The sequence below is a fragment of the Nonlabens sp. SY33080 genome, from assembly GCF_011784885.1.
GTDB lineage: Bacteria > Bacteroidota > Bacteroidia > Flavobacteriales > Flavobacteriaceae > Nonlabens > Nonlabens tegetincola.
The window spans coordinates 2,810,627-2,829,306 of sequence record NZ_CP050461.1 but is presented as its reverse complement, the minus strand read 5'-3'; the positions used below and the strand labels follow the sequence as shown (position 1 = coordinate 2,829,306).

The 18,680-nt window shown below is 35.8% G+C and carries 18 protein-coding genes; 6 read left to right on the top strand and 12 right to left on the bottom strand.

Going from position 1 to position 18,680, the window contains the following annotated elements; all coding sequences use genetic code 11:
- Nucleotide 1: 1 nt before the first annotated feature.
- From rplB to rpsL, 8 genes are all read right to left on the bottom strand, one after another.
- On the bottom strand, nucleotides 2-826 hold the full coding sequence (gene rplB, locus HCN53_RS12845) for a 50S ribosomal protein L2 (RefSeq protein WP_042278895.1): 825 nt from the start codon (nucleotides 824-826) through the stop codon (nucleotides 2-4).
- Between the two features lie 12 nt (nucleotides 827-838).
- Nucleotides 839-1,129, bottom strand: coding sequence for a 50S ribosomal protein L23 (gene rplW, locus HCN53_RS12840; protein WP_042278893.1), 291 nt, complete (start codon nucleotides 1,127-1,129; stop codon nucleotides 839-841).
- Nucleotides 1,130-1,131: 2 nt separating this feature from the next.
- Nucleotides 1,132-1,761 (bottom strand): 50S ribosomal protein L4, encoded by a 630-nt coding sequence (rplD, locus tag HCN53_RS12835; protein WP_042278891.1) that lies wholly within the window; start codon nucleotides 1,759-1,761, stop codon nucleotides 1,132-1,134.
- Entirely contained in the window at nucleotides 1,761-2,378 is a 618-nt protein-coding gene (gene rplC, locus HCN53_RS12830) for a 50S ribosomal protein L3 (RefSeq protein ID WP_060523007.1), read from the bottom strand. Before rplC ends, rplD begins: the two co-directional genes overlap by 1 nt.
- An 89-nt stretch (nucleotides 2,379-2,467) precedes the next feature.
- Nucleotides 2,468-2,773: a 30S ribosomal protein S10 gene (rpsJ, locus tag HCN53_RS12825; RefSeq protein ID WP_008992279.1), complete on the bottom strand. Its 306-nt coding sequence runs from the start codon at nucleotides 2,771-2,773 to the stop codon at nucleotides 2,468-2,470.
- A gap of 12 nt (nucleotides 2,774-2,785) precedes the next feature.
- The gene (gene fusA / locus HCN53_RS12820; RefSeq protein WP_105018471.1) at nucleotides 2,786-4,912 is read right to left on the bottom strand and encodes an elongation factor G; all 2,127 of its coding nucleotides are present in this window, start codon (nucleotides 4,910-4,912) and stop codon (nucleotides 2,786-2,788) included.
- 3 nt (nucleotides 4,913-4,915) lie between these two features.
- Nucleotides 4,916-5,392, bottom strand: coding sequence for a 30S ribosomal protein S7 (rpsG, locus tag HCN53_RS12815; protein WP_042278884.1), 477 nt, complete (start codon nucleotides 5,390-5,392; stop codon nucleotides 4,916-4,918).
- Between the two features lie 27 nt (nucleotides 5,393-5,419).
- Nucleotides 5,420-5,794, bottom strand: coding sequence for a 30S ribosomal protein S12 (gene rpsL, locus HCN53_RS12810; RefSeq protein ID WP_015361172.1), 375 nt, complete (start codon nucleotides 5,792-5,794; stop codon nucleotides 5,420-5,422).
- A gap of 213 nt (nucleotides 5,795-6,007) precedes the next feature.
- On the opposite strand from rpsL, the gene HCN53_RS12805 reads away from it, so the two are divergent.
- The 5 genes from HCN53_RS12805 to rlmB all read left to right on the top strand — a co-directional run bounded on the left by HCN53_RS12805 (nucleotide 6,008) and on the right by rlmB (nucleotide 13,987).
- A complete protein-coding gene (locus HCN53_RS12805) occupies nucleotides 6,008-7,618 on the top strand; it encodes a BamA/TamA family outer membrane protein (RefSeq protein WP_167343216.1) in 1,611 nt (536 codons plus the stop codon).
- A 118-nt stretch (nucleotides 7,619-7,736) separates the two neighbouring features.
- Nucleotides 7,737-10,784 carry a SusC/RagA family TonB-linked outer membrane protein gene (locus HCN53_RS12800; RefSeq protein ID WP_167343215.1) on the top strand — a complete coding sequence of 1,016 codons (3,048 nt, stop codon included), beginning with the start codon at nucleotides 7,737-7,739 and terminating at the stop codon, nucleotides 10,782-10,784.
- Nucleotides 10,785-10,795: 11 nt separating this feature from the next.
- Complete coding sequence (locus HCN53_RS12795; protein WP_167343214.1) at nucleotides 10,796-12,301, top strand: RagB/SusD family nutrient uptake outer membrane protein; 1,506 nt, start codon at nucleotides 10,796-10,798, stop codon at nucleotides 12,299-12,301.
- 18 nt (nucleotides 12,302-12,319) lie between these two features.
- Nucleotides 12,320-13,162: a hypothetical protein gene (locus tag HCN53_RS12790; protein WP_167343213.1), complete on the top strand. Its 843-nt coding sequence runs from the start codon at nucleotides 12,320-12,322 to the stop codon at nucleotides 13,160-13,162.
- A gap of 90 nt (nucleotides 13,163-13,252) precedes the next feature.
- Nucleotides 13,253-13,987, top strand: coding sequence for a 23S rRNA (guanosine(2251)-2'-O)-methyltransferase RlmB (rlmB, locus tag HCN53_RS12785; protein WP_105018466.1), 735 nt, complete (start codon nucleotides 13,253-13,255; stop codon nucleotides 13,985-13,987).
- A gap of 3 nt (nucleotides 13,988-13,990) precedes the next feature.
- Here rlmB and HCN53_RS12780 read toward each other — a convergent pair whose 3' ends face one another.
- Entirely contained in the window at nucleotides 13,991-14,671 is a 681-nt protein-coding gene (locus HCN53_RS12780) for a rhomboid family intramembrane serine protease (protein WP_167343212.1), read from the bottom strand.
- A gap of 60 nt (nucleotides 14,672-14,731) precedes the next feature.
- On the opposite strand from HCN53_RS12780, the gene HCN53_RS12775 reads away from it, so the two are divergent.
- A complete protein-coding gene (locus HCN53_RS12775) occupies nucleotides 14,732-16,018 on the top strand; it encodes a replication-associated recombination protein A (RefSeq protein WP_167343310.1) in 1,287 nt (428 codons plus the stop codon).
- Here HCN53_RS12775 and HCN53_RS12770 read toward each other — a convergent pair.
- From HCN53_RS12770 to radC, 3 genes are read right to left on the bottom strand one after another with little or no spacing between them, the layout of a single operon-like run.
- A complete protein-coding gene (locus HCN53_RS12770; protein ID WP_167343211.1) occupies nucleotides 16,003-16,698 on the bottom strand; it encodes a YjjG family noncanonical pyrimidine nucleotidase in 696 nt (231 codons plus the stop codon). The two genes, HCN53_RS12775 and HCN53_RS12770, sit on opposite strands and share 16 nt — an antisense overlap.
- A complete protein-coding gene (locus tag HCN53_RS12765) occupies nucleotides 16,688-17,920 on the bottom strand; it encodes a DUF7033 domain-containing protein (protein WP_167343210.1) in 1,233 nt (410 codons plus the stop codon). Before HCN53_RS12765 ends, HCN53_RS12770 begins: the two co-directional genes overlap by 11 nt.
- Nucleotides 17,921-17,973: 53 nt before the next feature.
- Nucleotides 17,974-18,672, bottom strand: coding sequence for a RadC family protein (gene radC, locus HCN53_RS12760; RefSeq protein ID WP_167343209.1), 699 nt, complete (start codon nucleotides 18,670-18,672; stop codon nucleotides 17,974-17,976).
- Nucleotides 18,673-18,680 lie beyond the last annotated feature (8 nt).

The following is an 18,680-nucleotide window of genomic DNA, read 5'->3' as shown; positions in this document are numbered from 1 at the left end:
CTTATTTCTTTCTGCGTTCTATTATAAATTGACTACTAGCTTTATTCTTGTCGCGAGTACGATAACCTTTTGCAGGTATACCGTTACGAGATCTAGGATGACCTCCTGAAGCACGACCTTCACCACCACCCATTGGGTGATCAACTGGATTCATGGCAACAGGACGAGTTCTTGGCCTTCTTCCTAACCAACGACTACGACCAGCCTTACCACCGACGATTAACTGATGATCACTGTTTGATACAGCACCAACAGTCGCCATACATTGCTGTAAAATCATTCTAGTCTCACCAGAAGGTAACTTCACAGTAGCATACTTACCGTCTCTCGCCATTAATTGCGCAAACGCACCTGCACTACGAGCCAAAACAGCTCCCTGACCAGGATGCAACTCAATACAACTAATAACAGTACCCAGAGGAATATTAGCTAATTTCATAGCATTACCAACCTCAGGAGCAACAGACTCACCGCTAACGATGTTTTGTCCTACCTTAAGACCATTTTGAGCAATAACATATCTTTTTTCACCATCTTGATAGCTAACAAGAGCGATAAAAGCTGATCTATTTGGATCATACTCAATAGTTGATACCGTTGCAGGTATTCCATGACGATCTCTTTTGAAATCGATTATACGGTAGCGCTTCTTATGACCGCCACCTTTATAACGCATAGTCATACGACCACTAGCGTTACGACCACCTGAACGTTTTTTCGGAGCAAGTAAACTCTTCTCCGGCTTATCAGTTGTAATAGCGTCGTAGCCATTAACAACTCTAAATCGCTGTCCAGGAGTTACAGGTTTTAATTTTCTTACTGACATCTCAGTTAATTATTATAAATTACTATAAAGGTCGATGGTATCACCATCTTTAAGTTGTACAAATGCTTTTTTAATAGCACCAGTTTTACCAACTTGAATACCTGACTTTGTATATTTCACGTTTCGCTCAATTCTAGTATTCATAGTTCTTACCTTAAGAACTGTAACACCATATTCAGCTTCCACAGCTTTTTTTATCTCAACTTTGTTTGCACTAGGAGATACTACAAAACCATAGCGATTTAACAACTCACTATCGTTAGTTGCCTTCTCTGTTATGATCGGTTTTAATAAAATACTCATAGTTACTTAGTTAAAAATTCTTCGATTTTCTCTAAAGAGCTCTCTAAAATCACTACATTATCAGCATTCATTACACTGTAAGTGTTTAATCCTGAGGTAGTTACAACGTTAGCTGCTTTCAAATTTCGCGATGACAAATATACATTATTATTTGATTCACCCAATACAAATAGAGATTTTTTATCAGAGAGACCTAAACCTTCTAAAACTTCTAAAAAATTCTTTGTTTTAGGAGCATCAAAATTGAAATCTTGAACTACATGTAAAGTACCTTCAGAAGCCTTCAAACTTAAGGCACTTTTACGAGCTAATCTTTTTTGATTCTTATTCAGTTTAAAAGAATAGTCACGTGGTACAGGACCAAAAATTCTACCACCACCTCTAAAAACTGGTGACTTAATAGAACCTGCACGAGCAGTTCCTGTTCCTTTTTGCTTCTTAATCTTTCTTGTACTTCCAGCAATTTCTGCTCGTTGCTTAGCTTTATGAGTACCTTGACGTTGTGCAGCTAAATACTGCTTAACATCTAAGTATATAGCATGCTCACTAGGCTCTATTCCAAAGACATTATCAGCCAACTCAACTTGACGACCTGTGTCTTTACCCTTAATGTCTATAACTGCTACTTTCATTACTTCTCAACTATTACATAAGAGTTTTTGTGACCAGGAACACAACCTTTAACTACTAAAAGGTTTTTATCTGCTACCACTTTAAGCACTCTTAAATTTTGAACTTTTACTTTTTCATTACCCATTTGACCAGCCATACGCATACCTTTAAATACACGAGCAGGATAAGATGCTGCACCGATAGAACCAGGAGCTCTTAATCTGTTATGCTGTCCATGAGTTTGTTGTCCAACACCGCCGAAACCATGACGTTTTACAACACCTTGGAATCCTTTTCCTTTACTAGTTCCAGAAACATCAATAAAGTCACCTTCATTAAACATTTCAACAGTGATTGAATCACCTAATTTGTACTCCGCATCAAAACCTTGGAATTCAACTACTTTTCTTTTGACACCAGTACCTGCTTTTTTAAAGTGCCCGATAGCAGCTTTAGAAGCATTCTTGTCTGATTTGTCATCGAAACCTAATTGAAGGGCCTCATACCCATCTGTTTCTTCGGTTCTGACTTGGGTAACAACACAAGGACCGGCTTGTATGATCGTACAAGGGATATTTTTCCCGTTCTCATCATAAATGCTGGTCATTCCGATTTTTTTTCCTATTAACCCAGACATATTTATTTATTATAAAATGATTTTACTTATTTAAAAAAGAGTTACGCTTTCGCGAAAGCGTAACTCAAATATTTGATTATTAAATCTAATTAGACCTTAATCTCTACTTCAACACCACTAGGAAGCTCTAATTTCATTAGGGCATCGATAGTTTTAGAAGAAGAACTATAAATATCTAACAGACGCTTATAAGAGCTTAATTGAAATTGCTCACGAGACTTTTTATTAACGTGAGGAGATCTCAACACTGTGAAAATCTTCTTGTGTGTAGGAAGTGGGATTGGACCCGTTACTACAGCACCAGTACTCTTTACTGTCTTTACAATTTTTTCAGCAGATTTATCTACCAAATTGTAATCGTAAGATTTAAGCTTGATTCTGATTTTTTGACTCATCTTTTGAAAAAATTAATTATTTGAACCATTTGCTGCAGCAATCACTTCTTCACTTATATTAGAAGGAGTTTCTGCATAGTGTGAAAATTCCATTGTTGACGTAGCACGACCTGAAGACAATGTTCTCAATGAGGTAACATAACCAAACATCTCTGATAATGGAACATTAGCTTTTACCACTTTAGAACCTGAACGATCACCCATATCATTTACCTGACCTCTACGACGGTTCAAGTCACCAACGATATCACCCATGTTTTCTTCTGGAGTAAGTACCTCTAACTTCATGATAGGCTCCATAATAACCGCCTTGGCAGCCTTGGCAGCATTTTTAAAACCAAGTTTTGCAGCAAGCTCGAATGATAACTGATCCGAGTCAACATCGTGGTAAGAACCATCAGTTAAAGTAACTTTAAGGCTATCAACTTCGTAACCTGCAAGAGGTCCGTTTTTCATAGCTTCTTTAAATCCTTTTTCAACAGAAGGAATAAATTCCTTTGGTACGTTACCACCCTTAATTTCAGATACAAATGTTAAACCATCCTTACCTTCTTCCGCAGGCTCCATTACAAATACGATATCAGCAAATTTACCACGACCACCAGATTGTTTCTTGTAAACTTCTCTGTGTTCAGCACGTGCTGTTACAGCTTCTTTGTACTCAACCTGTGGCTGTCCCTGATTTACTTCTACTTTAAACTCACGCTTAAGACGGTCTACAATAATATCTAAGTGAAGCTCACCCATTCCAGATATAATAGTTTGTCCTGAAGCTTCATCAGTACGAGCTGTAAAAGTTGGATCTTCTTCTGCTAATTTAGCAAGAGCCATACCTAACTTATCTACATCAGCCTTTGTTTTAGGCTCTACAGCAATACCAATTACTGGATCAGGGAATTCCATTGATTCAAGAACAATTGGGTTCTTTTCATCAGACATGGTATCACCTGTTTTAATATCTTTAAAACCAACTGCAGCTCCAATATCACCAGCCTCGATGAATTCAATAGCATTTTGTTTATTAGAATGCATTTGGTAAATACGTGAAATACGCTCTTTTTTACCAGATCTATTGTTTAAGATATACGAACCTGCATCTAAACGTCCTGAATAAGCTCTAAAGAACGCTAGACGACCTACGAAAGGATCTGTAGCAATCTTAAATGCTAATGCCGCGAAAGGCTCATCTACAGAAGGCTTACGTGTAATTTCTTCTCCTGTATCTGGATTTGTTCCTACAATCGCATCCTTATCTACCGGAGAAGGTAAATAACGACAAACAGCATCAAGTAGGAATTGAACTCCTTTATTCTTAAATGCACTACCACAAACCATTGGAATGATAGACATATCCATTACAGCTGCACGTAATGCCGCGTGAATTTCATCCTCAGTAATAGAATCCTCATCTTCCATGAATTTTTCAAGCAAGCTTTCATCATAAGCAGCAACTTCTTCTATTAAAAGCGCTCTGTATTCTCTAGCTTCTGCTTTTAATTCTTCTGGAATATCAATTACGTCAAATGTAGCTCCTTGTGTATTATCGTGCCATACAATAGCTCGGTTCTTAACAAGATCAACTATTCCTTTAAAGTCAGCTTCATCACCGATAGGTAAAACGATAGGCACCGCATTAGAACCTAACATTTCCTTAACCTGATTACAAACCGCAAGGAAATTAGAACCTTGACGGTCCATTTTATTAACAAATCCCATACGTGGGACTTTATAGTTATCTGCTAATCTCCAGTTAGTTTCTGACTGAGGCTCAACACCATCAACTGCACTAAATAAGAATACCAATCCATCAAGTACACGTAAAGATCTATTTACTTCAACAGTAAAATCTACGTGACCAGGAGTATCGATAATATTAAAGTGATAATCCTTAGTTTCAGGTAATCTTTGAGCATTTTCCATAGGAAACTGCCATGTACAAGTTGTTGCAGCAGAAGTAATAGTAATACCACGCTCCTGCTCCTGCTCCATCCAGTCCATTGTTGCAGCACCATCATGCACCTCACCAATTTTATGTGAAACTCCTGTATAATAAAGTATACGCTCAGTAGTTGTTGTTTTACCAGCATCAATGTGAGCGGCAATACCAATATTTCTTGTGTATTTTAAATCTCTAGCCATGTCTTAGAATCTAAAGTGTGAGAATGCTTTATTAGCCTCTGCCATTTTGTGCGTATCCACACGTTTTTTAACAGCAGCACCTTCTTCTTTTGCAGCAGCAAGTATTTCAGCAGCTAATTTTTGAGAAAATGATTTTTCGTTACGCTTTCGAGCATATCCAATTAACCATTTCATTGCTGTAGAAATTTTGCGATCTGGTCTAATCTGCATTGGGATTTGAAAAGTAGCACCACCTACACGTCTACTGCGCACCTCTACGTGAGGCATTACATTAGATAAGGCATCTTTCCAAAGCTCCAAAGCCGTTTTTTCTTCATCTTGATTTTTCTCTTCTACGATATCCATTGCATCGTAAAAAAGCTTAAATGCTATCGACTTCTTTCCATGCAACATCATCATGTTTACAAAGCGAGTCACTAGCTGGTCGTTAAAACGTGGATCCGGAAGGATAGGACGTTTTTTTGCCTGTCTTTTTCTCATTTCTGTTGTTTCAGATTGTTAATTGAATTACTTCTTAGGGCGTTTTGCACCATACTTAGATCTACGTTGCGTGCGGTCTGCAACACCTGCTGTGTCCAAAGCACCACGTACAATGTGATATCTAACTCCTGGTAAATCTTTTACCCTTCCACCTCTAACTAATACTATCGAGTGCTCTTGTAGATTGTGACCTTCTCCTGGAATGTATGCGTTTACTTCCTTACCGTTTGTAAGTCTTACACGAGCAACTTTTCTCATTGCCGAGTTAGGCTTTTTAGGCGTAGTAGTGTAAACACGCGTACATACTCCACGACGTTGCGGACAAGAATCTAAGGCAGCCGATTTACTCTTCTTAGTTATTTTGGCTCTTCCTTTTCGTACTAATTGTGAAATTGTTGGCATATTATTTTACGCTAAATATGTTAAATCCCTATTTTTAGGGTCGGCAAAGGTATAAATATTATTTTGTTATTCAAACCTCACTTTCAAATATTTACAATAAAGTTTATTTAAAAACGTTTTTACCCTATCAAAAAAGTTAAGCACACATACAAAAACTATGTTTTATTTAATGAGAAAAATTACATACTAGGAGTACTTTTTACCCTTTTTACTTTGTCCTTATTATATAGCCAACAATTTGATATATTTAATTACATCTATTCAAACAGTCAAAAAATCACAGATACTATAGCTGTATCTAGTAGCTCATTCGAAGAGTCAAAAAGAAAATCAGACAGTATCATTAAACACTATCAAAATATTGGTTACATACGCTTACAGCACACCACAATCAACCAAAATAAAACCTATCACTATAGCCGGTCCATATTTTTGAATCAACCTATAAAAGGAATAAACGTTGGTATACCAAAAAATTATTATTCAAATTATGAGTTTTTGAAAAGTACGCTTTCGCGAAAGCGAGAAATAAAAATACCTTTTAAACATAAAGACAGCTTACTAAAGCTGATCACCAACTCTTTTTCCGAACAAGGGTTCGTATTTACTGAAACCAAATTGCTCTTTTTAAAAGAAACACAGGACACACTTTTCTCCCGCCTTACATCATCTACTACAAAAAAAAGACGAATAGACAATATAGAAGTTAAAGGTTATAAAAAATTTCCAAAGAAAATCATCAAGTCACAAATTATTGACAAGAGCTTTACTCCTAAATTATCGACTGCAATTAATAAAAGAATAAATAGCATCCCATTCATCCAGGCCACGAGAAATTCGGAATTGTTGTTTCAAGAAAACTCCACTACTCTCTATCTATATCTAGAAAAGAAAAACATAAACGCCGCTGAAGGTTTGTTAGGTTTTAATAATAACAATGGCAAACTAGAATTAAATGGTTATCTAGATCTGTATTTAGAAAACAACTTTGACGCTGCTGAAAGATTTCAACTTACCTATCGGAATGATCAAGATGATCAAACTAGAGTACACTCAGCATTTACAATTCCATACGTAGCACAATCTAATTTTGGTTTGGGCGCATCTCTGGAGATTGTACGAAGAGATAGCACATACCAAAGAAACAACTTTGAAATAGGAACGTCTTATAAAATAGATTGGAATAACACTATCACATTAAATTACGAAAGTCAAAATACCACGGACAGCGGGATGATACTCTCCTTAAATAATCTTGAAACCGATCGTTCTGGATTGAACATTGGTTATAGATTAGAAAAATGGTCAACAGATTTATTGCATCGTCAAAATCTAATCTTCCAACTTAAGATAGGCACAGGAACAAGAGAATTACCAGAGGAAAAAGAAAATTATTTGAATATTGACGCAACCATTACAAAACTTTGGCATCTATCAAATAGAAGTAAGATTCTAAGTTCTTTGAAAAGCCAAATTTTAAAAACAGATAAAATTCAATTTAATGAGTTGTATCAATTAGGTGGGAACAACAGCATAAGAGGTTTTAATCAAAATAGCATTGATAGCTCGCAATATGCAACCCTACTTTTAGAATATAGATACAATTTATCTCCAACTTTATACATAAACAGTATTACAGATGCTGGTATTTTCCGAAGCTTTATTGACGATAAAGCAGAATATTTAACAGGATTTGGAGCAGGTGTAGGAATTTTAACAAATTCAGGAATACTAAGTTTAAATATCGCATCAGGAAATTTTGGAGACGCTAACTTTAATCTAACCAACCTTATAGGCCATATAGAATATAAGGTTTTGTTCTAAAAAGGTTATACAAATGTTAAGCCAATATTAAATTTCCTGATAAAATAAATAGTTAAAAGTTGTTTTATTAAGTCTTTTTTTTGATTTTTACAGCTGGCTAATTCAAATAAATCTAAACATGAAAACAAAATTTAAAGGAATTTTGACGCTATTACTAGCGTTAGTTGCGCAAGTAGCTTTTGCGCAGCAGACTGTTACCGGTACGGTATCAGATGCAGATGGACCTGTTGGAGGTGCAACAGTGTCTATTAAAGGTTCGAATACCTTCGCATCAACTAATTTTGATGGTGAATATAGTATTCAAGCTAACCCTGAAGACGTGCTTGTCTTTAGTTATGTAGGATATGATGCTAAAGAAGAGACCGTTGGTAATAGAACAGTTATCGATGTAACACTTAGTTCTGCTCTTGAAGAGGTAGTAGTTCAGGCATATCGTACTTCATCTACCAAAAGGAGTAACATTGCTGCAAATGTTATTACCGCTAAACAAATCCAAGACAGACCTAACGCAAGTGCTATTCAAAGGTTACAAGGTCAGGTACCTGGACTTATTATTCAAACGGCTTCTGGTCAACCAGGTGCAAACTCTACTATTCAATTAAGAGGTGTAAGTTCTATTAATGGTAATACAGAGCCACTTATCATTATAGATGGTATTCCTGTTGATGAAGATGCCTTCAGAACAATAAACCCATTGGATATTGAAAGTCAGACTGTACTTAAAGATGCGGCAGCAACTGCAATCTATGGTAATAGGGGTGCAAATGGTGTAATTATCATCAAAACTAAAGGTGGTGCTTATAATCAAGAGCTTCAAGTTAGTTATACGGGACAGACTAGAATTACGGAATTAATAGACACAGAGTATGACCTGTTCAACTCACGTGACTACTTAAGGCTAGAAAACGAACGAGGAATCGGTCTAGGTGCAACTTTAACAGACGCTGAAATAAATGCATATGCGGTTAACACCGACTGGAGTGATACTTTCTATAGAACTGGGTTTAGTCAATTACACAATTTATCTTTAAGATCTGGTGGTAAAAACTTGAACCAATTCACATCTGTTAACTACACATACGAAGAAGGTTCTTTACAAGCATCAGACTTACAGAGATTTACGGTTAGAAACAATTTAAATGTAAAGTCAGATAATGATCGCTTTAATTTGGCAACCTCTCTTCAAGTAGGATATTCTAAAAACAACTCTCAGTCAGAGCCTGAGACAAGAAATAATGCTATTTATTTTAATTCTATCTATAATTCTAATTTTGGTTTACCTTATTTTGATCCAAACAATTATGATACAAGAATAGAGGAATGGGTTGGTAGTTTACAGGCACGTTTGTCTCCATATGTTACCTTAGACAACATTTTATTCAATGGTAATAGAGAAGATGAAATGAAAATAATTGCTGGTGCAAATTCATCTTATAAAATTAGTGATAATTGGACAGCGAGATACAACATTGGTGTGGATTATCGTCAACAAACATTTTTAAGATATGCTGATCCTAATTCTGCTCTAGCAAGAGTAAGAGCAAGTTTCATTGGACCTGGAGAAGTAGAAGGATTTCAAACAGAATCATTTTTCAATGACTTTAGATTTAACTCGACTGCAAGCATAGGTTATAAGAAAACTTTTGGTGCGAATGAAGACGGAAGTAATGGTCACACAATATTAGCAAACGGATATGTAGAGTATGTAAAGGCTCACTTTAAAAGTTTCGGCTTTTCTCAGACAGGTTTAGACCCAAGAACATTTAGTCCTGGAAATGACGGTGGGGCATTCATTGGTGACAATGAAGATAATGACGAATTTGTTCCAACGGTTAACTCTGGAAAAGGTAGTACTGGTCTATTCTCATATTTTGCAGAATTTGATTATGATTATGCTGACAAATATGGTTTTGGTGCAACAATTCGTAGAGATGCTTCATCAAGATTTAGCGGAGACAACAAATGGGGTACTTTTTGGTCTGTTGCAGGTAGATGGAATATTTCGGAAGAAGCATTTATGAAAGATGTAAACTGGGTTAATTCATTAAAACTAAGAGCATCATATGGTAGCGTAGGTAATGACCGAATTGCTTCAACTTATTACGGAGCTCTTAACAATACAAGAACTTTATTTACTACAGGATTATCATATGCTGATAATCAAACCTTCGTAAGATCTCAATTAGGAAATGCAGACTTGAGATGGGAGTCGGTAAACACGGCAAACCTTGGTATTGATTATGAATTATTTAACCGAAGATTAAGAGGTACATTAGATTTCTATAACAGAAAAACTACTGATTTATTTTCTCCGAGATCTGTTTCTACTTTAGTAATTGCTAGTGGTACACAGCAAGCTAACATTGGAGACTTGGTGAATCGTGGTATTGAATTAGGAGCTAGATTTGATTTAATCATTCCAAAATCAAATAAAGGATTTGATTTAGACATATTTGCTAACGTAAGTTACAATGAAAATGAGGTAACTTCAATTGATGCTCCAGATGGAATCATCGATAATGGTTCATCAGTAATCCAAGAAGGAGCTCAATTAAATGAATACTTTGTAGTGCCTTATCTAGGAGTAAATCCAGCTAACGGTAACTTGTTATTCTTAGATGCGAATGGAAATCCAACGGAAGCTCCAACACTAGATGATAGAAGATTAACTGGAACTGATACTGTGCCAGATTTCCAAGGTGGATTTGGTTTTGAAATGAACTACAACAACTTCTTTTTTGAAACTCAATTTAGTTTCATGACTGGATTACAAAGATTTGACTTTAATCAACGTGACTATTATGACATCAATAATTTAGGTCAAACTCAATTATCTAGCGACCTTACAAGATCGTGGACGCCAACAAATAGAGTTACAGATATGCCATCTTTAGCAGCTACTAACATAGCTACTGGACCATTATCAGATAGATTCTTAATAGACTCAGACTTTTTAAGAGTTCGTTTCATGCAATTGGGTTACAACTTTGATGAGACAGCATTAGATAAAATTTTCCTTGACAGTGCTAGAATATATGTAAATGCTGAAAACTTAGTTACTTGGACTAAGTGGTTAGGATCTGATCCAGAAAGTACACGTTTATCAGAATACAACAGATACCCAACACCACGTATTTTTAGTGTAGGTATTGATTTACAATTTTAATTTTAAAAGCAATGAGAAAAATATTTTTAACTTTAGGACTCGCAGCTGCCTTGTTTAGCTGTGAAGACGCAACTGAAATAATTCAGCCGAGTGAATTCGGATTTGATACTGCGTTCCAAAATGCGGACGATGTAAAAACCGCTGTTTTTGGAATCTACGGAAATGCAAATAGAACTACGGGTATCGCATTTACATCATATTTCACTGATGAATGTGGATTAGGTGAAGCTGGAAACAATGGTAACGAATCACACAGACTTCAGCTTAATGTAAACAATGCACAAGCATCAGGTATATGGACTGGCTACAATAGTGCCATAAGAAATGCAAATATTTTCTTTGAAGGAGCAGCTCTAGTTACTCCAGCTGATGCTGCAGAACAAGCTACATATGATGAAGCTTTGGGTGAAGCACATGCTTTAAGAGCATATGCGTACTCTCAATTGCTTGCTTACTTTGCTCAAGATTTATCTGATCCTTCTAGTTTGGCAGTACCAGTATATGATTTTGTACCTGGTGTAGAAGACAGATTACCACGTAATACGGTGGCAGAAGTTGTTCAATTTATAAATGATGACTTAGATGCAGCTGATAATTTATTAACACAAGCTGGAACTGCATACACCGTAGACTTTATTTCACTTGATTTTGTAAATGCATTGAGAGCTCGTGTTGCTGCATATGTTGGTGACTACCCAAGAGCATCCAATTTTGCACAAGCAGTGTTAGGTAATTTTACTTTACCTACTACCGCTAACGCTGCTCAATTTACAGAGGTTTGGCAAGACATAAATGGTACTGCTACTTCACAAGAGGTTATTTTTAAATTTAATAATACTCTTGCTGTTGGGAGCAGTATGGGACAAATATGGAATACTAATTCAAGTGACGTAACAGGTTCACCATTATATGAGGTTGGAAGAAGACTTTTTAATGAATTAGAAAGTAATAGTTCAAGTTTTGGTGATATCAGAAGACAAGTATGGGTAGATCCATCTTCATTAATTTCTCCTGATTACCCTAATGCAACAAACCCGAGAGAAGACGACATTCTGGTTGTGGATAAATATCCAGGAGACCCTTCTTTACCAGGTCTGGTTGGTGGATATACTAATGATCAGAAAGTGTTTAGAACCGCTGAAATGCATTTTATTCTTGCTGAAGCAGCTGTTGAAAATGGAGATCTACCTGGTGCTGCAGCACAATTGAAAATTGTACGTGATGCTAGATACACTAGCCCACAGGCCGCACCGACTTATTCTAGCGCTACTGAAGCATGGGCAGATATCATGGCAGAACGCTATATTGAATTAGCGTTCGAAGGGCACCGTTACATTGATGTTAAAAGATTAGGAGCACTTGCAAACCAAGGTTATGACAGAAATGAGACGGACTGCTCACTTTATCCTGCACCAGAATGTGATATAAGCTTCAATGACTTCAGAGCAAGAGCATTACCAATTCCTGCTGTGGAAGTAAGGGGTAATCCTACAATTACTCAAAATGACGGTTATTAATAAAATAAATTTAGTAAGATGAAAAACTTAAAATATAGCTTTATAGCAATCGCGACGCTTTTTTTAATAATTGGTTGTGAATATGAGCCTAAGGTATTTGACGGTAATGGAGACTTAACATTAGTTCAGTTTTCAAGATCTACTTATGACTTAGAAATTATAATAGATGCTACAGGAGAATTGAATATACCTGTTCAATCATCAACTGTATCCTCTACAGATAGAACATTTAACGTCAATGTTGTAAATGACGGAACAACTGCAATCACTGGTAGTTATTCCGTTCCGACTTCTGTAACTATTCCTGCAAATGAATACGAGGGAACCTTAACAATTTCAGGTAACGACGTTGCGGGTGTTGATACAAATGCTGAAACTTTAATAATTGAACTTGAGGAAGGTGCAGATTTTGCTTCTGGTGGTAATGCAATTATAAGTGTATTCCAGATCTGTCCTGTACCAGATACGTTTATGATAGGTGATTATACTATAACAGACCTTGCAGGTGTTATTGGTCCAGGTAATGGTACAGAAAACTTCGAATCAGGAACTGTAACTCTTAGCGCTTCTTCAGCAACAGGTAGAAGTTTTAGTGTTGCCATGTTACCAGGTTTTAGACCAACACCAGGAGATGTAACAATTAACTTAATTTGTGGTAATTTTATATTGGCTGAAACAGGACCAAATCCTGGAATTGGTTGTAGTGCAGCTGATATTCGTTTTGGAGCAGCAACAACACCTACATCTTACCCATTAGATTTTAGTGATGATTCCCTATTCATCGTTACTTATGATGAAGATATCTTGGGAAGTTGTGGTGGACCGTTCCCAGATCAATCATTTTTGTTACAAAAGATTTAATGATTTAAGTCATATAATCATAAAAATCCCGTCCTTAAGGACGGGATTTTTTTATTAGTCAAATCTTAATAATAAAACTATTTTTGCAGCATGAGTAAGACATCTTTTATATATGGTATTCGAGCTATCATTGAAGCCATTGAATCAGGAAAAGAAATTGATAAAATATACCTTTTAAAAGGTGGTGATGGCGTTCTAGCTCAACAGCTCAAAAAGGTTGCTGGGACTAAAAATATTTCAACTAGCTATGTGCCCATTGAGAAATTGGACCACCTTGCAAAAGGAAATCATCAGGGAGCAGTTGCCAGAATAGCAGCTATCTCCTATTCCAACTTAGAAGAAATATTAGAAAAAATTGACTTAGATACAAATCCAACTTTCTTGGTTTTAGATGGGATTACAGATGTACGTAACTTCGGCGCTATTGCTCGTACTGCAGAATGTACAGGGATTGCGGCTATAATTATACCTACAAAAGGTAGTGCGAGTATTAATGCAGATGCAATAAAGACAAGCGCAGGTGCCTTATTTAATATTCCTATCTGTAAAGTAAATCACGTGAAAGATGCGTTGTTTATGTTCCAGTCCTACGGTATTCAACTGGCAGGAGCTACAGAAAAAGTTGATCAAGTACTCTACAATGAAAATCTCAATCTACCAATTGCGGTAGTTATGGGAAGTGAAGAGCGAGGTATACAGCCATCGGTCATAAAAATGCTAGACTACAAATTAAAATTACCGATGTTAGGAGATATCGCATCCCTTAATGTATCAGTAGCTTGTGGTGCTATACTTTATGAAATAACTAGGCAAAAAATGTCGTAGTCGTCACTCCTCTTCCTCAGAAGGAATTTCAAAAAAATTACCTTCATCATCAAACTGCTGCATAAAAGGATCCTTTGAACTATCATAATTTCTAAGTTCCCATTGGAACTTTCTTTTTTCCGGCATCTTGTTTTTTGCAAACAAAGCAATGACTAGTCCGGTTATGAAACCACTAAGATGTCCTTCCCATGACATTCCTTCCTTAATAGGTAGCATATACCATATTAAACTCCCATAAAAAAAGGCAATTAAAAAACTTAAGGAAACCAATCGATAGTGTTTAACTAATAGCCCTTTAAAAAACAGAAAACTTACTAGCAGATAAATAATACCACTTGCACCAATATGATAACCATTGCTTGCAATTAACCAGGTTAATATTCCTGTACTTAACAAGCCTATAATAAAAACAAACCAAAACTGTTTCCTATAGAAATAATTGAGTAAAACAAGAAGTATGAAGGAAGGCACTGTATTACTCCACAAATGTTGTAAACTAGCGTGAATGAAAGGGCTTGTAAAGATCCCCTTTAAACCAGCTATACTTTTAGGATATATACCCATTTTGTTAAATCGGATATGAAAAGTTACTTCTACATAATAAACTAACCATATCAATAGAACAAAAAGTACGGCAGGAAGGAAGGTGATACCATCAAACTTAAAATACTCCTTATCTTGCATACTTATAAAATATCAATGTTTAAGCCACAAAGGGCTGTCATGTCAATATAACTTATGTCAATAAACACGCCACTAGCTGAACGCCTAAGACCGCAAAATCTGGATGATTACATAAGTCAAAATCATCTTGTAGGCGAGCATGGAAGTCTTACCCGTCATATTAAAAACGGAACAGTACCATCGTTGATTTTTTGGGGTCCACCTGGAACAGGTAAAACCACACTTGCTCAAATTATTGCTCAAGAAAGCAAGCGACCTTTTTTCACACTAAGTGCTATAAATAGTGGTGTAAAAGATATAAGAGAAGTAATTAATAAAGCGAAAACATCAGGAGGACTGTTTACACAAAAGAATCCAATTTTGTTCATTGATGAAATTCATCGTTTCAGTAAATCACAACAAGATTCACTTCTCGGTGCAGTGGAAAAGGGATGGGTAACTCTTATAGGTGCGACGACCGAAAATCCAAGCTTTGAGGTTATACCTGCCTTGTTATCTAGATGTCAGGTTTACGTTTTAAACGCTTTCGCGAAAGCGGAATTACACCAACTACTCCATCACGCTATACAAAAAGATGACATTTTAAAAAACTTATCCATTGAATTGATAGAAAGTGACGCACTGATGAGGATAAGCGGTGGTGATGCAAGAAAATTGTTAAACACATTTGAATTAGTTGTCCTATCCCAACCCGAAGGTGTAATTAAGGTTACCAATGAAATGGTCCTTGAGCAGGTTAAGTCAAATCCTGCACGATACGATAAAACAGGTGAGCAACATTATGATATTATAAGTGCGTTTATAAAATCGATAAGAGGATCAGATCCTAATGCCGCAGTCTACTGGCTAGCCAGAATGATAGAAGGCGGAGAAGACGTTAAGTTTATTGCTAGACGACTTATCATACTTGCTAGTGAAGATATAGGAAATGCAAATCCTACTGCTTTAATCATGGCTAATAATACTTTTCAAGCGGTAAGTACTGTAGGAATGCCAGAGTCCAGAATTATACTAAGTCAATGTGCAATCTATCTCGCAACCTCGCTAAAAAGTAATGCTAGTTACCTGGCAATAGGTAATGCACAAAAGTTGGTACGGGAGACCGGTGATTTACCTGTACCCTTAGGATTACGTAACGCTCCAACAACGTTGATGAAAGATTTAGGATATGGAGACGATTATAAGTATGCCCATGATTATCCTGGTAATTTTGCATTTTACGATTTTTTACCAAAAGAAATAAGCGCTACCAAACTTTATGAACCCGGTAACAATTCAAGAGAACAAGCTCAAAGAGACTTTTTAAAAAGAAGATGGAAGGATCACTATCCTTATTCCGATAAATAAGTGAATATATCTAATAAACTCTCTACATAGGGCTGATCGTGCGCGGTTTGCTCATTAGTTGTTTTAAACCAAATGCTATCCATCCCTATATTTTGAGCTCCTTCTATATCGGCAAGTAAGCTGTCCCCTATCATTACACTTTCTTCAACGCGAGCACCTGATTTTTGAAGAGCTATTTCAAATATTTTGGGATCAGGTTTTTTAACTCCAGCTTCATCGGCTGTTAAGATTACATCAAAGTATTTAGACAAACCGGATTTATTGATCTTATTATGCTGTACGTCAAAGAACCCATTAGTAATTAAATGTAATTTAAACTTGGGTTTTAACTGATCTAATAACTGAATACATCCAGCAAATAAATGGTTGTTATTAGGTAAATAAGCGATGTACATATCAGCAAATTTATTGATTTGTTCGGTAGTCGTCGGGTAATTACAAGCATCAAAAGCGGTTTTAAGACGTTGAAATCTGAGTTCTTCCTTAGTAATTAGGTTTTCTCTGAATTTTCGCCAAAACTCAAGATTCAACGGTTCATAAACCTTTATGAATACATCAAGATCTAATGAAATTTTCTCTTCTTGAAATATTTGTTGATAGGCTAGTTTACTATTCAAATTAAAATCCCATAAGGTGTGATCTAAATCAAAGAAAATGTGCTTTTTACCTTTAAATACCATTGAAATCTTTTAAAAATGTATAACTGTGATTGCCTAATTCTCTGTCGAAATGATCATAATTCATAACAATATTTAAGTGACCATGTACAGCTTTAATTTGATGAACTATTTGTTTGAGCGCTATTCGTTGACTAGCTAACATTTTATTTACTAATGACGAATAATGAATAGCAACTGGATGAACAAGGACTGGTGTTTGAATTTCATAATCCAGATCATAAAAATAAAAGGGTAATGATGTACCTGCTCTAAAACCTACAACGTTTTCAAAGCACATACTATAATCATTTACCTTACCTAAGCCAGAAATATTTCTATAAAAATGAGGCACTTCCAATTTACTCTTGTTTACCCTTACGAATTTTAGGATACGATGGGTGTTTTTTTCAAACCTCGTAGCTTGTAAAATTGCCTGTTCTTCGCTTGAATTAATTCTCGCGAGAACACCTATATCAGAATAATCTGCAGCATGTTTTATCGCTATTTTATAAGTATGGTTTCTATAAGATACTCCAGGATTATCACGAGTAATATTACCTAGGTTGAATAAAAACAACGACTTACTTTCAGTTTGATTAGTCGATGTAAAAATTTTTAATAAATCATCTAGATTATCAAAGGGATCCTTTTTAAATCTAAGTAGCACTGAATAGAACAATATGAGCTTGTAGATACTGAACTTTTTAACATATGAAATAAACATCTCCCATTTTGTAATCCAACTACGACTGCGGTATTTAAAATAAATAGGAGTATCAATTACTGTTACTTGCTTATATTCATTAGCCAAATCAATAGTAAAATCAAATTTTTCTTCGAGAACAGTTTTAAATTTAAATACCCATAATTCAATTATAGGTAGTTTTAAAAAATCATTTTGATAAGCAACAGAGTCTTGTGCTTTAAATCTACCCAACTCATCCTTCATCTGTGGTAGATATTCTTCATAACGAGAAAGTAAATAAAATACTGCACTAAATAAATCAAAGGGTACTATCGACTCATAATCTAGTGATTGAAAAAAAACTGGTAACTCATCCCAATAACTTATTTCAACCTCATGTAGATCAATACCTACTTCATCCAACAAGCCTTCGGCATAGATACTCATTTCCTGACCAATGGTCTTTTGAGTATAGCTAAATTTAGGTCCAGAATACCCTACAAATTCATTAAGCTCTGTGGTGAATTTATATTCTACCTCTAGAATTCTTTTAAACACGTGGCGAAAAACGTATTCTTTCCTACTTGTAATATTTGAACAATAAATCAAGATCATAGAATCCCTTCATCTGCAAAGCTATAATAAGCGCTTTGAGTAATAATTAAATGATCAAAAACCTTAATATCTAAAACTTTACCAGCTTCAATAAGTTTGGTCGTTATGTTTTTGTCCTGGTGGCTAGGCTGTAGTTTACCGCTAGGGTGATTGTGCGCCAAAATTATAGCCACACAACCACTTTCTATAGCTTTTTTATAAACAATCCTAGTATCAACCATCGTCCCAGTTATACCACCTACACTTATTTGAGAAGATTCAATCACTTGATTACTATTATTAAGATACAATACCCAAAATTCTTCATGAGGCAACTCACCCAATCTAGGTTGTAAAATTTTAAAAGCATCTAGACTAGAGGTTATTTTTGGTTTAGTAACTGGCATTTCCATGGCACGACGTCTTCCTAATTCCATTGCCGCAGCAATGGTTATCGCTTTGGCTTCTCCTATACCCTTATACTTAATTAATTCTTTGATTGATTTCTTTCCTAAGGTATCTAGCGAATTACCCGAATCATTCACCATGATACGGCTTAATTCCACAGCGCTCATTTTACGAGTACCACTACCTATCAAAATGGCAATTAATTCTGCTATTGAAAGTGATGAACTGCCGCTTTTAAGAAGTTTCTCACGAGGACGATCGTCTAATGACCAATCCTTAATTGAAAAATGCTCTTTTTCATCTTGCATGCAGCAAT